This is a genomic window from Lutispora saccharofermentans, assembly GCF_024363565.1.
GTDB classification, from domain to species: Bacteria; Bacillota; Clostridia; order Lutisporales; family Lutisporaceae; genus Lutispora; species Lutispora saccharofermentans.
Window position 1 is genome coordinate 1 of the sequence record NZ_JAJEKE010000011.1, and the last position, 17,271, is coordinate 17,271.

Here is a 17,271-nt window from a genome sequence, read left to right on the forward strand (position 1 = left end):
TTTTACATGAATCTCGTGGGCAGCAGCATATCGACCAACCCGATTATAAGAGCACCTATTAAAGCGCCCCATATAGATACCGCCATATTAGCAACAAAAAATTGTGTAAAGTATATTATGGCTGCAGATACTATAAAACCTGACACTCCTCTTCCGAATGGAGCCGCATCGAAATTAAAGATTCTACCTATAAGGTAGTCTACGGCAGAGATTATCAATGCAGCAATCAGAGCCGTCCAGAATCCTCTGATAGAGAAGCCCGGAACCAACCAGGAAGTAACAAGCAGGACTACCGCGGCTACAACAAATCTAATAATGAATCCTATGGCTCCTCCGCCCGTACTTCTTCTAGCTTCATCATTGCGTGTATTCTCATCATCCATTAGAACTCACCTCCAAAAAATGTCTCTTTTGTATTGTTTACGCATTATATATTATTGCTTTTTTTGTATTTATTATTTAACCAATATATGGTAAAAAATTATTGCATAAATTTCTTCTATTTTCGTCTCATTCTTACCTCTTCTATTGCATTTTTTGCACCAGAATATAACCCGGAAGCAGAGAGGCCATAAATTACTCCTTGAAATATTCTCAATTTGATTTGAGGTTGATCTAAAAAGAAGATCCCAATCACTATTCCAAGGACCAAGGCAGCCAAGGCACCGAACTTTTTGGGCAATCCCACACCTTTCAGGATTTCGATCACTGCCATTATTACAGGTATGATTATAGCTTCATTAAACATCTTACCACTCCTTAAATTTTTATTAATATATTATATGAATTTGATAAAGTTCATCATGTCATGTGAAGTCTATAAATCCATACGATAATTATAGCTGCTGAAGCATGTTTACATTTGAAGAATAATTGGATAAACTAAAAAATAATGAAGACAGGAGGGAGAAAATGAGCAAAAGATTGTATTATGAGAGTGCTTATTTGAGAGACTTTGAAGCTAATATAGTCAACTGTATCGAATATAACGGCCGCTACGGATTATTGCTGGATCAGACATGCTTCTATCCCGAAGGCGGCGGGCAACCGTCTGACATAGGCTATATAGGTGAGTGTGAGATTACTGAGGTAATTGAAAAAGAAGATCAGATACTGCATATAACCGACCAAGGATTAGGCCAACAAAAAGTAAAATGTAAAATCAACTGGAAAAGAAGATATGACTTTATGCAGCAGCATACCGGCCAGCATATATTATCTCATTGCTTCCTGGAATTGTTCAATGGCAAGACCGATAGTTTCCATTTGAGCACAAACACTATGAGCATTGAGATAGATATTAAAGACTTTGACCAAAACCGCTGCAATCTCGTTGAAGATATGGCCAATGAAATTATATATAGAAACTTGCCCATAACAACAATGATTGTTGATGAGAAAGAGCTTCAAAAACTGCCGTTAAGAAAGCATCCAAGCGTTAAAGACAACATACGAATAGTTAAAATAGGTGATATAGACTACTCCCCATGCGGAGGCACTCATGTTATGAGCACCGGCGAAGTGGGTATAATAAAAATCACAAATTTCGAAAAGCTTAAAGAATCCTATAGGTTTGAGTTTCTATGCGGGAATAGAGCATTAGGGGATTACAGAGATAAGAATAGGCTTATGCTTACCCTCGGTGCTAAGTTTTCAGTAAGATATCAAGAGTTAGATAAAGCTGTGGAAAAATTGATTAATGAACATAAAAATTTAAGCAAAGATTATGCAAGCGCTAAAAAAGCACTGTTGAAATATGAAGCTGAAGAGCTTTTCAGCAAATGCAAAGCTATAAATGGTAAAAAAATACTTGTTAAAATATTTGAGGATAGAAAAGCTGATGAAATTAAACTGCTTTCATCGGAAATTGCTAATCACAACCAAACCGTGGCCTTGTTTGGTGTTTTAAATGATTCAGCCCAAGTTATTTTCACCCGTTCAGATGATATCGATATAAATATGAATTCAATATTGAAAGAAGTGCTGCCAATTATAAATGGAAAAGGCGGCGGAAATTCGAAAACTGCACAAGGTGGAGGAAGCATGCTCCAGAATCTAAACAATTTGATGGAAGAAGCATATAGAAAAATTTTGCATTATTACATATAACGCATTAAATATTTTACAGCAGTAAGCTTATATTAACTGATAAAAGAGTGCATCGTGAAAGGGCTTAGAGTTTGTTAGCGAAGTATAGGACAAGTTGCGTCAACTGTTTGAGCCAAAGCGAGTTTTGACGCAACCCTATACAAGCTTACAAAGTCTTAGCTCTGGAGCATAAGGTGAATTGCTCCACAGGAGCAAGAGAGGATGCCTGGGGCATTTGCAATCGTTATCAGTCAATATAAAAGCTATGTAACGTATTTATTGCAACTTATATAGAACCAATAAATATTTTAAATTATAAGATAATAATTATTAATTAATAAGAGGAATAACAATAAATATGTCGAATCATTATTCGATAGACAATATTATGCAAAATTATGCAAATATACTAATGGAGAAGTGAAACTATGAGTAAAAAACTGCTTATAATCGGAGGAGGCATTGCGGGCCTCAGTGCTGCAAAATCCGCAAGAGAGGCTGCTGCCCAGGCAAACTGACCATACCGCATCTTCCTTGCTTTTTGAAGCGCTTAGCAATAAGGGCATGAATATTTATCTGAATTCTCAAACAGAAGAGTTTATAGGTAAAACTATTGTAGAAGGAGTAAAATTGAAGGATGGAAAAATTATAGAGACTGATTTTGTGATTCTGTCCACGGGGGTAAGAGCAAGCATCGGTCCCTTTAAGGATGCCGGCTTGGATATTGGCAGGGCTATAACCGTCAATGAGCTTATGGAAACAAATGTAGAAAACATATATGCAGCAGGTGACGCAGCAGAATTCGATGGAAACAACTATTGTATATGGCCTATAGCCATGTCCCAGGGCAAAGTTGCAGGGTGCAATGCGGCAGGAAAGAAATTGAAGTATGAAGATATGAAGCCTTTTACGCAATTAAAAATTCATGGGATTGCTTTGTTTACCATAGGAAATATATTTGCTGAAGATTGCGACGTACTGGAAGAGTTTAATAAAGATGATCGCAAATATGTGAAGTTTTTTGTTAAGGATAACATAATCATAGGAGCTGTAGTGTTCGGCGATGCTGCCCTGCCGTCGAAAGTGAAAAAAGCAGTAGAAAATAAAGTGCGGCTTTCGTTGGATAAATTCAGCATCGAAGAATTGATCAAGTCAATCTGTTGTGTAAGCTGATAAAAGCTTGCACAACGAGTTAATTAATATCGTTGTCCTCTTTTTCTATCATACTCGGTTGAATATTTATTATATTTTCATCATAGCAATCCATACTTTTAATCAGATTTTTGATAAGAGCCTTTAATTTCTCATCAATAACATCTATTATATCCCCCATATCATCAGCTCTTTTAATCGCATCCTCCAAATCGCTTTTATGTGCCAGCGTTATACGATTAAACTCGTCTGCGCCCCCTACCAGAAGTCTGTACGAGCTTACAAGAGGGGTTAAGATATCTATCAATACCCTTATATCTTTCAGCAGCGGATCATTACTATTGGAATACAGGCTTAATTTTTCTTCCATATACTCACCCACATATTTATCTTATTAAAGCTCTCTCAATGCTCTCTCAATATTTGACTCTTTATCAAAATCTATGTTATATTATTTATTGTTATTCACATTATTTATATTATCGGGGTGAAATATGGACCTTCAAGTTGCAGTTAATCAGATATCAACTCTTTTTATTATAATGTTCATTGGGTTGATCGCCAAAAAAGTAAAGTTGATAGATAAAACTTCGGAAAAGTCTATGTCCAATATTTTATTATACATATCTTTGCCAGCTTTAATGTTATCTTCAGCTAATATAAGCTATGATTCTAATACTCTGCCCAACATGATGCAGGTATTTTATATTACACTCATACAATATTTTGCCGTTATAGTATTTGCAAACATAACCGCAAAGCTTCTGAAATTCAAATTTCCTCTCTCAGGAGCTTATATTAACCTGCTAACCTTTGCTAATGTAGGCTTTATGGGTTTCCCCATAGCAAATGCTTTTTTTGGCCCCGTGGGCTTACTATATGCCACTGTGGCAAATCTTCTGTTTAATATATTCCAGTGGACCTATGCCATATTGGTGATCAGCAAAAAAGGCAAGATTGATATAAAAAGGCTTTTCAATATCGGAACCATATCAGCAGTGCTTACAATAACTATATTTCTGCTCCATATAAAATTGCCATTTATTATACAAAATGCTTTAGACTTGACAGGGAAAATGACGACTCCCATCTCTATGATTTTAATCGGCTCTTTTATAGCAGATTTAGATTCAATAAAAAGCTTTTTTGATTGGCGTGTAATAACTATAGCAGTCTTTAAGCTACTGCTTATACCATTTACCGTCGCTATTGCACTAAATGCACTGGGAGTTAACCATGCTGTAATATCCATATGCGTTTTGATGGCCGCTATGCCTTCAGCTTCAACCAATGCAATACTTGCCAAGCAGTTTGATGCAGAAGCTGCCTTTACATCTGTAGCCGTATTTGTTACCACTTTATTATTTTTATTTTCTTTGCCATTAGTAATATTTGTTCTTACAAATTTTGTCTTAAAATAAGAAATTTTATGGATTATATTTATTTATTTTGCTAATAATTAATTTATCCATTGTTTTTTTAATGCATCCTGTGTTATTATGTAAAAAGGATTTTAATCATGGGGGTAGATGGGTGCTGGTGTGCCCTCTGGTCTTCAAAACCAGCGTGGGGGGTTGGTAGCTTCCTGGGTGGGTTCGATTCCCACATACTCCCGCCAAAAGAAAAAACGGCAATAGCCGTATTTTTTTATCTTTTTTTTGCGATTTCAATAAGTCCTGATATTCTTTGCATTATATGATCATATCCTTTTTCACTGTGAGGTATAAAGCAGCTGCTGCAATCCTTGATACCTCCTTCAGCATATTTGAAATTGCCTCCGCAGTCTTCTTTCAATGCATATAATGGACAATAGCAGAACAGGCAGTTCATCTTCTTGCCTTGTTCAATTTTGTGGCATGGATAGAATTCACACTTTTCATGAGAAAAATGCTTATATTGTTCTCCCATAATGACCCCTTCTTTCATCTGTTCATATTTTGCTGTTATATAATATTCTTTTATCTTCTACTCTCTTTGTAATTTTAATTTGATCAAAATAATCCAATATTGCCATTGCATATTTTCTGCTGGTTCCCAGCAGATCTCTGAATTCTCCAAGCTGTATTGATTTATTTTCTTTGATATAATTCAATACCAGGCTTGTCGCAGTCTCTATTGCAGCTTTTGAAAAGGCAGTATCCTGATCGACCTTTACCAGATCACCGCTGCTGACCAGCGCATTAAATACCGGTGACAAAGATTTTTCCTGCAGCTTCAGCATCTCAGTCAGCTCCGCATATCTGGGAGGATTATATCTATTTTTTTCAAATAAATCTATAATAAGCTTTTTTATCTTTTCCTGATCATCTGTAAATTTTATTTTGAAGTCCCAAAGCGATACAACCTGCCCATTTATCCTTATGATATTTTTTGAGCATAGATGATCAAAAATCTCATCAGAAATCTTTTGCTTAGCATTGGGCATTATCTTTGTCTTAAGCTCCTCTTTGGACATGCCGTTCCTCAGAGGATGCTTCTTGTGAAAATCATCAAGCAATATCTTTGCCTTTCCTTCCAGGTCTTCCAGAAACTGAGTATGAACATAAAAAGTACCTTCATTTGTTTTAAAGGCTTTAATAACATTTTCTGAGTCTAGTTTTTTCAATATGCTATCGCAATGTTCCAGAGTGATATTGCCGGCTGCCTTTGCTATTGAAGCCATATCGGGATAATATTCGCTCATCCTTAGTACCTGCTGATTTATTAAGTCCTCAATATCTCCCTTCTCTTTAATTGTAAGTTCTTCAATCACATCTTCTTTAAATCTTTTCCTCTTGGGCGGATTCGGTTCCAGTATTATGCCTCCTCCGATAGTTATCATAGGAGAGTAAAATCTTATGACAAATCTGTCATCCTTCAAACAGGCAATCTCCTCTTCAAGCCTTATTTGCACAAACGCACTTTCTCCCGGCTCCAGTTCTTCTCTATCCAGGAGCACAACTCTTCCCAATACTTCTGCAGAGCCATGATATATCCTCAACCTATCCCTATTGCTTATGCTTCTTTCAGCGTCTTTTAGAAGCTCCAGCCTTGCATCAAACATAAAGGTGGGTTCCATTGTATTTATCGCTGAAATGACGTCTCCTCTGACAACTTCCCCAAGCTTAACGCCGGCTAAATTCATAGCTACCCTTTGGCCTGCTTCGGCTTTGGTTACGCTTGTATCATGAACCTGTATGGTACGGACCCTGGCTTCAATTTTTCGAGGATATATCATCACCTTATCCCCTTCTTTTATAGTTCCTGAAATCAACGTACCTGTAATAATTGTTCCAAAGCCTGCAATGCTAAAAACCCTATCTACAGGAAGCCTGAAAGGCTTATCTATATCCTTGGCTTTTATGTTCTCTGTTAATAAGTCGATTTGGGCTGCAAGCTGATCCAGGCCTTCTCCTGTAACCGAAGAAACCGGTATAACGGCAGCATTCTCTAAAAATGTACCTGCTACATCTTCCCTTACCTGTTCAATAACTATCTCAAGCCATTCCTCATCCACCATATCCTTTTTAGTCAAAACTATAATGCCGTTTTTAATTTTCAATAGGGAAAGTATGTTGAGATGCTCCTTTGTCTGCGGCATGACGCCCTCATCTGCTGCTATGACAAGCATGACCAGATCAATGCCGCCAATGCCTGCCAACATGTTTTTGATGAATCTCTCATGCCCGGGCACATCAATTATGCCTGCTCTCCTTCCGCTCGGCAGGTCAAAATAGGTAAAGCCCAACTCAATGGAAATCCCTCTATCCTTCTCTTCCTTTAATCTATCTGTATCCTTTCCTGTCAGTGCTCTGATAAGGGTTGTTTTGCCATGGTCTATATGTCCTGCAGTTCCTATAATTATATGTTTCAAAGCATATACCTCACTTTTAATGAATTATGACAGAGCCTTTTTTAAAGCTCCTTCTATTATTGCAAATTCATCTTCCCAAATAGTTCTCATATCTATGAGCACCCTATCCTTAAATATGCGCGTTATAACAGGTATTTCGTTGCTCCTAAGCCTTTTTTCCAACTCATTGGCAGTAATTCTATGAGAAGTCAGGCATATAGCAGCCGTTGGCATTCTATGCATCGGCATAGAGCCGCCTCCCACTTCAGAAAACTCTTCTTCAATGGATACAGAACAGCTTTCTCCTATAGAGCTTATGAGCCTTTTATACAATAATGACGCTCTTTCCTCGATGTCTTTTTTGCTTTCAGTAAGCATCTTTAAAACCGGAATATTTTTTATTGCTCTTTCTTCGTCCAGATAAAGCTTTAAAGTTCCTTCCAATGCAGCAAGGGTCAATTTGTCGATCCTGAATGCCCTTGTAAGGGGATTTTTTTTCATGCTCTCTATGTGATGCCTTTTGCCTACAATTATACCAGCCTGCGGTCCGCCAAGCATTTTATCACCGCTGAAGGTAACTACATCCATTCCGGAAGCTACTGCCTCCTGAACAGTCGGTTCATATGGAAGACCATATTTCGTCAAATCAATAAGAACTCCGCTTCCTAAATCTTCTATAGCCGGAATGCTCTTTTCTCTGGCCAATTCTACTAAAGCTTCCGAACTCACCTCCTCGGTAAATCCGCATATTCTATAATTGCTGGTATGGACCTTCATCAGGGCTCTTGTATTTTCATTTATTGCCATTTCATAATCCCAAAGATGTGTCTTATTGGTAGTGCCCACTTCTACAAGCTTTGCCCCGCTTTGAGCCATAACATCAGGAATTCTAAAGGAACCGCCTATCTCCACAAGCTGTCCTCTTGATACGACTACTTCTCCGGATTTAGCCATTGTACTGAGAACCAGCATCACTGCCGCAGCGTTATTATTTACAACCATTGCCGCTTCCGCTTTCGTGATACGGCATAATATATCCTCTACATGATCATATCTCGAACCTCTTATACCCTTGCCGATATCCATCTCCAAATTTGAATACCTTGATGATATCTCTAGCAAGCTTTCGATTACCAAAGAACTGATGCATGCTCTTCCCAGATTGGTATGAAGAACTACTCCGGTACCATTCACAACACGCTTTAAGTGATTATCCATCTTATTTCTTACATGTCCACCTATGGCAGCTATAATATCATTGAGCTTCAGCTCTGCTTCGTTAATATCCTGGCTTTTTAAAATATAGTCTCTATATTTTTTTAAGCAATCTCTTATGGAATCAACCAATACGGACCTTGGGCATATATCCAACAGCTTATTTATTTCTTCATTATTTAAAAGTTCATCAACAGAAGGTATACTGCTGAGCAAATTTTTTTTATCAAGCATAGTCATCCTCCATTTATCAAACTACTTCCAAGGGATTTGCGCCGGGTTCTTTAACTCTTCCTATTATATTGAATTCGGTTTTGTTTTTCTCTTTCAGTAATTTCAAAAGTTCTTGTGATTTATCTTCATTGACCGAGATCAGCAGGCCGCCTGAAGTCTGCGGATCATAAAGTATATCTTTTATTTCTTGTTTGATGTCATTTTTAAAATTTACCTTGCTGCCTATATGTGCTTGATTTTTATAAGCACCCCCGGGTATTATCCCCATCCTTGCAAGCTCAATGCTTTCTTTGATAATAGGTATATAGTCGGACCATATTTCAATCGTTGCTTTGCTTCCCTCAGCCATTTCCAATGCATGGCCCAGCAAACCAAATCCGGTGATGTCTGTACAGCCGTTGGCCCCAACAGCCTGCATTGATTCACAGGCATCCTTGTTTAAATAGGACATGGTGTCTACAGCCATATTCATCACATCCTCATCCAGCATATCTGCTTTGATTGCGGTATTCAGCACCCCTATACCCAGAGGCTTTGTCAATATCAATATATCTCCGGGTCTCGCCCCGGAGTTTGTTACTACCCTGCCCGGATGAACCATTCCCATAACAGACAGTCCATATTTGGGCTCATTATCCTCTACAGTATGACCGCCGACTATCACCGCACCGGCTTCCATCACTTTATCGGCTCCGCCTTTCAATATCTGCCCCAATACATCCACCGGCAGGCAGTTCGGAAAGCATACAATGTTCATAGCCGTTAATGGCTTTCCGCCCATTGCATAGACATCGCTCAATGAATTCGCGGCTGCAACCTGGCCATACTTGTAGGGATCATCTACAATAGGTGTAAAAAAATCCATAGTAAGTATGATTGCAGAATCATCATTTATTTTATAAACAGCAGCATCGTCTGAAGTATCCATGCCGACAATCAAATTATCATCATGAAATTTAGGCAAGTGGCGCAAAACTTGCGCCAAGGTCTCAGGACCTATTTTAGCCGCTCAGCCAGAGCTTTCAGTCATTTGAGTAAGTCTTTTACTCTTTATATCCATTATTTCAACCTCCTTTGAATAGAACTCAAGGTGAATATGTCTCAATCTATTTTACCATAATCAAATCCTTGATTGCTTCATATCTTTTTTCTCCGATCCCCGTCACATTCTTTATGTCTTCAATGCTTTTAAAAGGGCCGTTGGCCTCTCTGTATTCAATAATTCTTTTTGCATAGGCTTCCCCTATTCCAGGCAGGGAATCAAGCTCAGATGCCCCTGCAATGTTTATATTTATTTTCCCGTCATTCAAGCTTCCGGCTTGGCTGCTGCTTGATTCAGAAGCTGTCCCTTGTATTGTTTCCCCAATTTTAGGTATGTAAACCTTTTCTTCATCCATGAGCTTTTTTGACAAATTTACTGCATCCAGATCTGCTTCAGCAAGTGCGCCTCCTACATAAGAAAGGGCTTCTCCCAATCTGGTTCCTTCTTTAACCCATATAAAACCCGGCTGCTTGACCTGTCCTGCGATATGAACGCCTATCTTTGAAGCTTCTTGGGGAATATCATTTTCTTCTCCATCATTTTCTGTTTTCTCATGTTCTCCATCCTGAAGTAATATCTCAGAAGGTTTTTGTGAATTTATATAAATGGTACCTGAGAGAGCAAAGCATAGAACTATTATTATCGAAAACAGCAGCTTTTCTTTTCTGGAATTCATAATTTCCTGCACCCCTTGTACAACTTTAATATAGATATTTTCTACAACTCTTGAGTAATTCCTGTTTTTTTTACAATCTTTATATAAATAATGTTTTTTATATCTTTTTTTGATATACTAAATATTGAATACTTGAGATGGAGGCAATGATGAAAAAAAAGTTCATATTATTAACAGCGTTTATAGTTTTCATTTGCAGTATCAGCAGCATATGGGCCGAACCTAATGTTAGCTCCCCTTCAGCTATTCTTATGGATGCGAAATCGGGCAGAGTCTTATATGAAAAAGATGCGGATATCAAGAGGTTTCCGGCCAGCACAACAAAAATAATGACTGCAATACTATGCATAGAACATGGAAATCTGGATGATGTAGTCACTATTGGCACCAATCCTTCTTTGGTTGAAAGAGGAAGCAGTCAGATCTATCTTATACCTGAAGAAAAGCTTACTTTAGAACAGCTTTTATATGCGATGATGCTGGAATCAGCAAATGATGCTGCAGTTGCAATTGCGGAGCACATATCAGGCTCGGTAGAGGAATTCGCAAAGCTTATGAATAAACGGGCAAAGGAGCTGGGTGCCCAAAACACTAATTTTGTCAATCCCAACGGTCTTCATGATGATAATCATGTTACTACAGCCAAAGATCTGGCTTTGATTGCAAAATACGGAATGACACTTCCGAAGTTCAGGGAAGTGGTGAACACCGTTAAGTATACCATACCGGAAACCAATAAGCAGCCGGTGAGAGACTACATAACCAATACAAATAAGTTGATATGGAAAAGCAATAAAAAGTATAGCTATGAATATGCAATAGGCATTAAAACAGGCTACACCGTAAAAGCCAAGAACAATTTGGTAGCCGGTGCTTTAAAGGACGGAACAGAGCTTATATCTGTCGTAATGGCTGAAAACGGCATAAGCGATTCTTCAAATGTTTATACTGCCACAAAAGAGTTGTTTGAGTACGGATTCAGCAGCTATTCAAACAAGAATTTATTGACCAAAGACCAGGTTGTTACTACCGTGACATTGCCGGGCTCCGATGAAAAAGTAAATTTGCTGGCTGCAGAGGATTATGGCCTTCTTGTATCAAATGAGGAAATACCTAAAATAGGAAGCAGCATAAATATAATTGATGGAATTAAAAAGCCTATAGAAAAGAATCAAGTTCTTGGCTTTATCAGCTATTCGTTAGATGGCAAAGAGGTCAAAAAAATAGAATTGCTATCTGCGGAAGAGTTTTTAATGCCCGAAAAATCACCAAAAAGATTTTTGAAATGGCTTTTATGGGCTTTTATATTATACATTTTGTGGAGAACTGTTGTAGTATACAGCCGTTATCTCAGGAAAAAAAGAAGAAAAAGGGAAACCCCTGTGCTCTTTATGAATAGAAGAAGAGGCCGCATTTGGTAAGCAGGCCTCTTTATTGTTCTCTAAGATATGTAAGCTATAACTTCAATTTCAACCAAAACATCCATGGGCAATCTTGCAACTTCTACACAGGATCTGGCAGGTTGATTCTTTGTGAAGTACTGGGCATATATCTCATTAACCTTGCTGAAGTTATTCATATCTTTAATAAAAACAGTGGTCTTGAGCACATTATCGAGATTGGTACCTGCAGCCTCAAGAATTCCTTTTATGTTCTCAAGGCACTGTTTTGCCTGACATTGAACATCTCCTTCAGCAATTTTCATCGTTGCCGGATTGAGAGGGGTTTGCCCTGATACAAATAAAAGATTTCCAAATTTTATACCTTGCGAATAAGGCCCTATAGCACCTGGAGCACTGGTTGTGCTAATCACTTCTTTAACCATTGTAAAACCTCCTTAAAATTTATTCATTTACTCTTATTTCATCCAGATAATTATAAATTGTGTACCTGGAAACACAAAGCACTTTTGCAACATAGTCTACTGCACCCTTTATAAGGAAAACGCCTTTATCCTCCAAGGTTTCTACTATATTTACCTTGTCCTCCTTTGACATAAAGGCCACAGGCTTGCCAAAGGACTCCAATGTCTTGTTGACGATATTGCTGAGAACCTCATTTATGGTGCTGCCAAAACTCTCTTCCTGGCTTTCACCAGGAGAGCCTGGAGTATCAATATCAATCATGTCATTTAAAATATTTTTTACAACAGTAATTTCAGATATATCAAAATTAGTGCATAAGAAACCTATTACTTCTCCTTTTTCATCCTTAATATACATGAGAGAAGACTTTAAAACCCTACCATCAGAGGTTTTTTTCATATAATTTATCTTATGCTTGTCAAACTGGGCCTTTTTCAAGGTTGCCAGGCCATATTCACTCATAGGCCCGCCTATAGTCCTGCCGGAAACATGGCCGTTTGCTATGGCAACTATGGAGTTCTGAGGATTGCTTATGTCATGAAGCACAACTTCACAATTTTTACCGAAGGTCTGTGCCAAACCTTCAACAATAGGCACTAGTGCTTTTAATATAGGATGTATATTATTTTTCAAGGACTTACCCTCCTCATGCTTACATATATATTGTATATTGTATATTGTATCACAAACAAAAACCCACATCCATAAAGGAAGTGAGATTTTATATAATAACTATTCCTCTGTTTCTATTGTTTTTGCATCTACCCAAAGCCTCTCCAAGTTATAGAACTTCCTTTCCTCTTCATAGAAAATATGAATCACCACATCATAATAATCCAATAGGATCCATCTACCGCTTCTGAAGCCTTCTTTATGATGCATTGTATAACCGGCTTCCTCCATCTTTTCTTCAAGATTATCACAAAGAGCTTGAACATGGGTGGTAGAAGTACCTGTAGCTATAACAAAATAATCGCTTAAAGTAGATAATTCGCGTATATCAAGAACTTTTATATCCTTTGCCTTTTTATCCTGCAATATCTGCATAACCTTATCGACTTTGGCTCTAGAACTATCCTCCAATAATATCCCTCCTGCATTTTAAATTAATTTGTTCTTCCGGCCGATTTCCTTTGCTGATGCTGTATTTAACCGGCAATATCATCATTTTTTTCATCCTGGACTTTTTCTTCTGCGCTTTTTTGCAGCCCTATTTCATCATTTATCTCTTCAGTCATCTGTTTGAGCTTCTCCTCATCGTAAACAAAATAAGAAACCTTATTTATATAACTTCCATCACCCGGCAAAGTATACATCTTTATGCCTTCCGGATCAATATCCTTTAATCTCAGCGCATAAGATGCCATTTCAGACTGCTCCATATTTGTTTTGATATACTTGCTGGCAGTATCCAGTATGGAAAAAGCCTTGGGCAATATTTTCGGGCTGGTCATATGCTTGATCAATGCCTTTGCAAATTCCTGCTGATTTGGTATCCTTCCCAGATCTCCATTAGAATAAGTAGCACGGTATCTGACAAAATGAACTGAATTCTTGCCATTTAAAACCTGCTCTCCGGCCTTTATATCTATATGAAGATTTTGGGTGGGGTCATCATATTTCATATTTTCAGCAACCTTTATCCTGACACCGCCCATAATATCTATTATTTTTTCGGCGCCTTTGAAGTCCATCTCTATATAATAATGTATAGGAATATCTAAAAGATCTCCTACGGTATCCATAGCCAAAGGCGCTCCTTCTTTTCTGGCCACAGCAGAATTAATCTTATTATAACCATAGTTGCCGATATTGACCCTTGTATCTCTTGGAACAGATATTAAAGCTGCTTTATTGTTTTCTTTATTAAATCTCAGTACCATCATAAAATCCGATCTTGCATCATCTATTCCCATTATAAGAAAGTTTATGATAGGATCGTCCTTGGCGCTGGGAGGCTCAAGATCCGGATTTTCTTCTACTATCTGAGCGAACTCCGAACTACTGGCTTTAAATCTTCCCAGATAATAATATGTTGCCCCTCCGATCACAATAGCAAAACCCAAAAATGATGCGATAAAAATTATTAAAAATTTCTTCATGATAACACTCCATTCATATTTGTGTGACATTACCTATTAGAAAATTTCTTGCACTAACCGTATCATGATGAAGCAATCCTTTTTTCTCTATAACATATAATATTGTTAAATCAAGAGCATATAGCAAAGCGCTATCCAGATCATTATAGGCCAAAGCCCTTATTTCTTCTATCCCTTCAAACTTTCTTGAGGGTTCAATGTAATCAGCAATAAAAATAATCTTTTCCATTAGTGTCATGCTTTCTCTGCCTGTGACATGATATCTTACAGCAGACAAAATTTCTTCATCATTTATACCAAATACTGCTTTGCTCACATAAACCGAAGCAGGCCCATGCAATACCTCAGGTATCTTATAGCTTTCCTGATCTACGGGGAATCCGGATTCTCTCGCATAATAAACCAAATCATCATATTTTTCTTCCTTGCTGCAATCATGTATCAATCCGGCCAGTCTGGCTTTGCGCTCATCACAGCCGTAATGCCTGGCAAGAGCTTCAGCTAAATCTGCTACATTTTTTGAATGAGTATATCTCTTGTGGGACAGATGCTCTTCCAAATATAGATATATATCGGATAAATCTAACATATCTCATTCCCCATTACTTCAAATATAGCCGGCTTTTTCTGATATAATGCTCAACAGCTTCAGGAAGAAGATATCTTATGGTTTTATTGTTCAATATCCTGTCTCTGATATCTGTAGACGAAATAGCCAGAGAAGGAACTTCAATGCTGAATATTTCTTTATCATATTTAGACTTAATTTCTGTAAGCTTTTGTTCCATATCTTTTCCATAAAAACCGGGCCTTGTAGCTGCTACAAATCTGCACATTCCTAAAAGCTCATCAACATTATGCCAGGTGAGTATCTCTAATATCGCATCCGCACCCGTAATAAAATATATCTCAGCATCATCGCCATGAATACTGCGAAGCTCTCTTATGGTATCCACAGTATAAGTCATGCCGCTTCTCTCTATTTCAAGCCTTGATACCTCAAAATAAGGATTTGTAATTGTCGCCAGCACTGTCATAAGATATCTGTGATTTACATCAGAGGTGGGTCTGTGCATCTTGTGAGGAGGGTTCTTTGTAGGCATGAAAAGAACCTTGTCCAGCTTGAACTTATCTCTAACTGCTTCTGCAGTAACTAAATGTCCATAATGTATCGGATCAAAAGTTCCTCCCATAACCGCAAATCTCTTGTAAATACCATTCTTTGAATCTGTTCTCATCTTCTTTTGTACCTCGTATAGTTATTATACTGCATCATTCAATGTACAGTTGTAAATATTATACACCATTCTTTTATACAGTGGAAGAAGTTTTAACTCAGTTCAATAAGGCTTATGCCTTCAATAGCACCTATTGCTTCAATTATATCCTCAGCTTTAATGTCCTTCAGGCTTTTTAATGTAAGCTTTATTATCACATTAAAATCATCAGCGGTCTCTATTGATATATTTTTAATCGTAACATTAAGCCTTCCAAGCTCAATACCGATCCTGCCGATTTGACCCGGCCTATCTACAGACTTTACGCTTAAATTGAGATAGGCATTCTTCTCATTTATCATAATTTCAAGCTTATTTAATACAATCAGGGACAGCAGTACAAATCCTGTGGCAAAGATCGCTCCCATATAAAAACCTATTCCGCAGACCAAACCTATACATGCAACAGACCAAAGACTGGCAGCTGTAGTCAACCCTCTTATAGTAGGACCTTCCTTAATAATCGTGCCGGCTCCTAAAAATCCTATGCCGCTTATCACTTGTGCTCCCAGCCTCATCGGATCCATGCTGGTTTGATTCTTAAACAAATCAAAGGCATACAGATTTCCTATGATGACAAGTGAGGAAGCCACACTCACAAGTATGTGAGTCCTTAAACCGGCAGGGCGGTTTGAGGTTTCCCTTTCCAGCCCCACCAGTCCTGCCAGAATTGCTGCTATTCCCAGCCGTAAAAGCACCTCAAATAAATCGGGCATAAACATCCCTCCTGTCTATAGTATATATTAGATTATATGCAAAATTTAGCAAGTTTAAAAGCAATAAAGAAGAATGTACTGAAATAATGCGATTCGAAAAAAATAGTTTAAGTTGTGGTATAATACCTATGATGAAAATAATATGGGAGATGATAGCTTGAAAAATGAAATCATTGAAAAATACTTAATATATAATGGCAGCATAATAGAGCGGGAATCATATGAGCCCTGCAACGATTTTGCAGCCAATGTGGTATATGAGGTAATAAGAGTCATTGATGGAGTTCCTCTATTTTGGGAGGAGCATATGGATAGATTGATAAAGTCTTCAGACATGATCAGTATGGATATAAGGCCATTATCCGACAGCATTTCTGCAGATATTAAAAAGCTTATAGAAATTAACAATAAACCTGTTAAAAACTTAAAAGTTCTTGCTTGCAAAGATGACAAAGGTGTCATCGATTACTCCGTATTCTTTATTCGGAGCAACTATCCCCAGCCCGAGCTTTATGAGAAGGGCATCAAAACCATATTGTTCAATGCCCTGAGGGAAAACCCGAATGCAAAAGTCCAAAATTCCGGATTAAGAGAAAGAGTCAATAAGGCATTATTAGAGAGCAGTGCTTATGAGGCGCTTTTGGTAAATGAAGCAAATGAAATAACTGAAGGCAGCAAATCCAATGTGTTTTTTGTAAAAAATAATTCGCTTTACACCTCTCCGAAGCAAGAGGTGCTTCTTGGAGTCACCAGAACCCGCGTAATTGAATTGGCCAGAAGCTTGGGCATAGAAGTTATTGAAGTATCTATACATAAATCTTTTTTAGAAAAATGTGATGGTCTTTTTATAACCGGAACTTCACCAAAGGTGCTTCCGATTTCGAAAGTGGATGAGTTCAAATATGCGTCTTCCAAAAACGAAACCATATTAGCGATTATGAATGCCTATGATTCGCTTATTGCAGATTATATCGAGAAGCTTGAACGAGACTTCATTCAGTGAGGGATTCGATCCCTACTGAATGTTAGTCGAGTCCATGCTGGACTTAGCCGCCATTAGGCACCCGTCGAA

At 37.8% G+C, this 17,271-nt stretch carries 20 protein-coding genes and 1 tRNA gene; 6 read left to right on the forward strand and 15 right to left on the reverse strand.

Annotated features, from left to right (window positions below; all coding sequences use genetic code 11):
- Window positions 1–2: 2 nt before the first annotated feature.
- Window positions 3–383 (reverse strand): phage holin family protein, encoded by a 381-nt coding sequence (locus LJD61_RS12210; protein WP_255227827.1) that lies wholly within the window; start codon window positions 381–383, stop codon window positions 3–5.
- A gap of 116 nt (window positions 384–499) precedes the next feature.
- Entirely contained in the window at window positions 500–748 is a 249-nt protein-coding gene (locus LJD61_RS12215; protein ID WP_255227828.1) for a holin, read from the reverse strand.
- Window positions 749–912: 164 nt separating this feature from the next.
- On the opposite strand from LJD61_RS12215, the gene LJD61_RS12220 reads away from it, so the two are divergent.
- Both LJD61_RS12220 and LJD61_RS12225 read left to right on the forward strand, forming a co-directional pair.
- A complete protein-coding gene (locus LJD61_RS12220; RefSeq protein WP_255227829.1) occupies window positions 913–2,109 on the forward strand; it encodes an alanyl-tRNA editing protein in 1,197 nt (398 codons plus the stop codon).
- Window positions 2,110–2,565: 456 nt separating this feature from the next.
- On the forward strand, window positions 2,566–3,261 hold the full coding sequence (locus tag LJD61_RS12225) for an NAD(P)/FAD-dependent oxidoreductase (protein WP_255227957.1): 696 nt from the start codon (window positions 2,566–2,568) through the stop codon (window positions 3,259–3,261).
- 19 nt (window positions 3,262–3,280) lie between these two features.
- On the opposite strand, the gene LJD61_RS12230 is transcribed toward LJD61_RS12225, so the two are convergent.
- Window positions 3,281–3,610: a hypothetical protein gene (locus LJD61_RS12230; RefSeq protein ID WP_255227830.1), complete on the reverse strand. Its 330-nt coding sequence runs from the start codon at window positions 3,608–3,610 to the stop codon at window positions 3,281–3,283.
- Window positions 3,611–3,734: 124 nt separating this feature from the next.
- Here LJD61_RS12230 and LJD61_RS12235 point away from each other — a divergent pair, with 124 nt between their 5' ends.
- Both LJD61_RS12235 and LJD61_RS12240 read left to right on the forward strand, forming a co-directional pair.
- A complete protein-coding gene (locus LJD61_RS12235; RefSeq protein WP_255227831.1) occupies window positions 3,735–4,661 on the forward strand; it encodes an AEC family transporter in 927 nt (308 codons plus the stop codon).
- 100 nt (window positions 4,662–4,761) lie between these two features.
- A tRNA-Sec gene (locus LJD61_RS12240) sits at window positions 4,762–4,858 on the forward strand.
- 29 nt (window positions 4,859–4,887) lie between these two features.
- Here the strand turns inward: LJD61_RS12240 and LJD61_RS12245 are convergent.
- The 5 genes from LJD61_RS12245 to LJD61_RS12265 are packed head-to-tail and all read right to left on the reverse strand — an operon-like array spanning window position 4,888 to window position 10,239.
- Window positions 4,888–5,148, reverse strand: a complete 261-nt coding sequence (locus LJD61_RS12245) for a cysteine-rich small domain-containing protein (protein ID WP_255227832.1) — start codon at window positions 5,146–5,148, stop codon at window positions 4,888–4,890.
- Between the two features lie 22 nt (window positions 5,149–5,170).
- On the reverse strand, window positions 5,171–7,093 hold the full coding sequence (gene selB, locus LJD61_RS12250) for a selenocysteine-specific translation elongation factor (protein WP_255227833.1): 1,923 nt from the start codon (window positions 7,091–7,093) through the stop codon (window positions 5,171–5,173).
- A gap of 24 nt (window positions 7,094–7,117) precedes the next feature.
- Window positions 7,118–8,521, reverse strand: a complete 1,404-nt coding sequence (gene selA / locus LJD61_RS12255; protein WP_333783112.1) for an L-seryl-tRNA(Sec) selenium transferase — start codon at window positions 8,519–8,521, stop codon at window positions 7,118–7,120.
- Between the two features lie 16 nt (window positions 8,522–8,537).
- On the reverse strand, window positions 8,538–9,581 hold the full coding sequence (gene selD / locus LJD61_RS12260; RefSeq protein ID WP_255227836.1) for a selenide, water dikinase SelD: 1,044 nt from the start codon (window positions 9,579–9,581) through the stop codon (window positions 8,538–8,540).
- Window positions 9,582–9,627: 46 nt separating this feature from the next.
- The gene (locus LJD61_RS12265; RefSeq protein WP_255227837.1) at window positions 9,628–10,239 is read right to left on the reverse strand and encodes a helix-hairpin-helix domain-containing protein; all 612 of its coding nucleotides are present in this window, start codon (window positions 10,237–10,239) and stop codon (window positions 9,628–9,630) included.
- Window positions 10,240–10,388: 149 nt separating this feature from the next.
- On the opposite strand from LJD61_RS12265, the gene LJD61_RS12270 reads away from it, so the two are divergent.
- Window positions 10,389–11,660: a D-alanyl-D-alanine carboxypeptidase family protein gene (locus tag LJD61_RS12270; RefSeq protein WP_255227838.1), complete on the forward strand. Its 1,272-nt coding sequence runs from the start codon at window positions 10,389–10,391 to the stop codon at window positions 11,658–11,660.
- 20 nt (window positions 11,661–11,680) lie between these two features.
- On the opposite strand, the gene LJD61_RS12275 is transcribed toward LJD61_RS12270, so the two are convergent.
- The 7 genes from LJD61_RS12275 to LJD61_RS12305 form a co-directional block, all read right to left on the reverse strand.
- Window positions 11,681–12,064 (reverse strand): RidA family protein, encoded by a 384-nt coding sequence (locus tag LJD61_RS12275; RefSeq protein WP_255227839.1) that lies wholly within the window; start codon window positions 12,062–12,064, stop codon window positions 11,681–11,683.
- Between the two features lie 19 nt (window positions 12,065–12,083).
- Window positions 12,084–12,737, reverse strand: coding sequence for a helix-turn-helix transcriptional regulator (locus LJD61_RS12280; protein WP_255227840.1), 654 nt, complete (start codon window positions 12,735–12,737; stop codon window positions 12,084–12,086).
- Window positions 12,738–12,836: 99 nt separating this feature from the next.
- Window positions 12,837–13,151, reverse strand: coding sequence for a ribosome silencing factor (rsfS, locus tag LJD61_RS12285; RefSeq protein ID WP_255227958.1), 315 nt, complete (start codon window positions 13,149–13,151; stop codon window positions 12,837–12,839).
- Between the two features lie 101 nt (window positions 13,152–13,252).
- Window positions 13,253–14,206: an LCP family protein gene (locus LJD61_RS12290; RefSeq protein ID WP_255227841.1), complete on the reverse strand. Its 954-nt coding sequence runs from the start codon at window positions 14,204–14,206 to the stop codon at window positions 13,253–13,255.
- A gap of 13 nt (window positions 14,207–14,219) precedes the next feature.
- Complete coding sequence (gene yqeK, locus LJD61_RS12295; protein ID WP_255227842.1) at window positions 14,220–14,795, reverse strand: bis(5'-nucleosyl)-tetraphosphatase (symmetrical) YqeK; 576 nt, start codon at window positions 14,793–14,795, stop codon at window positions 14,220–14,222.
- A gap of 13 nt (window positions 14,796–14,808) precedes the next feature.
- Window positions 14,809–15,444: a nicotinate-nucleotide adenylyltransferase gene (gene nadD, locus LJD61_RS12300; protein ID WP_255227843.1), complete on the reverse strand. Its 636-nt coding sequence runs from the start codon at window positions 15,442–15,444 to the stop codon at window positions 14,809–14,811.
- A 92-nt stretch (window positions 15,445–15,536) separates the two neighbouring features.
- Window positions 15,537–16,199, reverse strand: a complete 663-nt coding sequence (locus tag LJD61_RS12305) for an MgtC/SapB family protein (protein WP_255227844.1) — start codon at window positions 16,197–16,199, stop codon at window positions 15,537–15,539.
- 157 nt (window positions 16,200–16,356) lie between these two features.
- On the opposite strand from LJD61_RS12305, the gene LJD61_RS12310 reads away from it, so the two are divergent.
- Window positions 16,357–17,202 (forward strand): aminotransferase class IV, encoded by an 846-nt coding sequence (locus LJD61_RS12310; RefSeq protein ID WP_255227846.1) that lies wholly within the window; start codon window positions 16,357–16,359, stop codon window positions 17,200–17,202.
- Window positions 17,203–17,271: the final 69 nt, after the last annotated feature.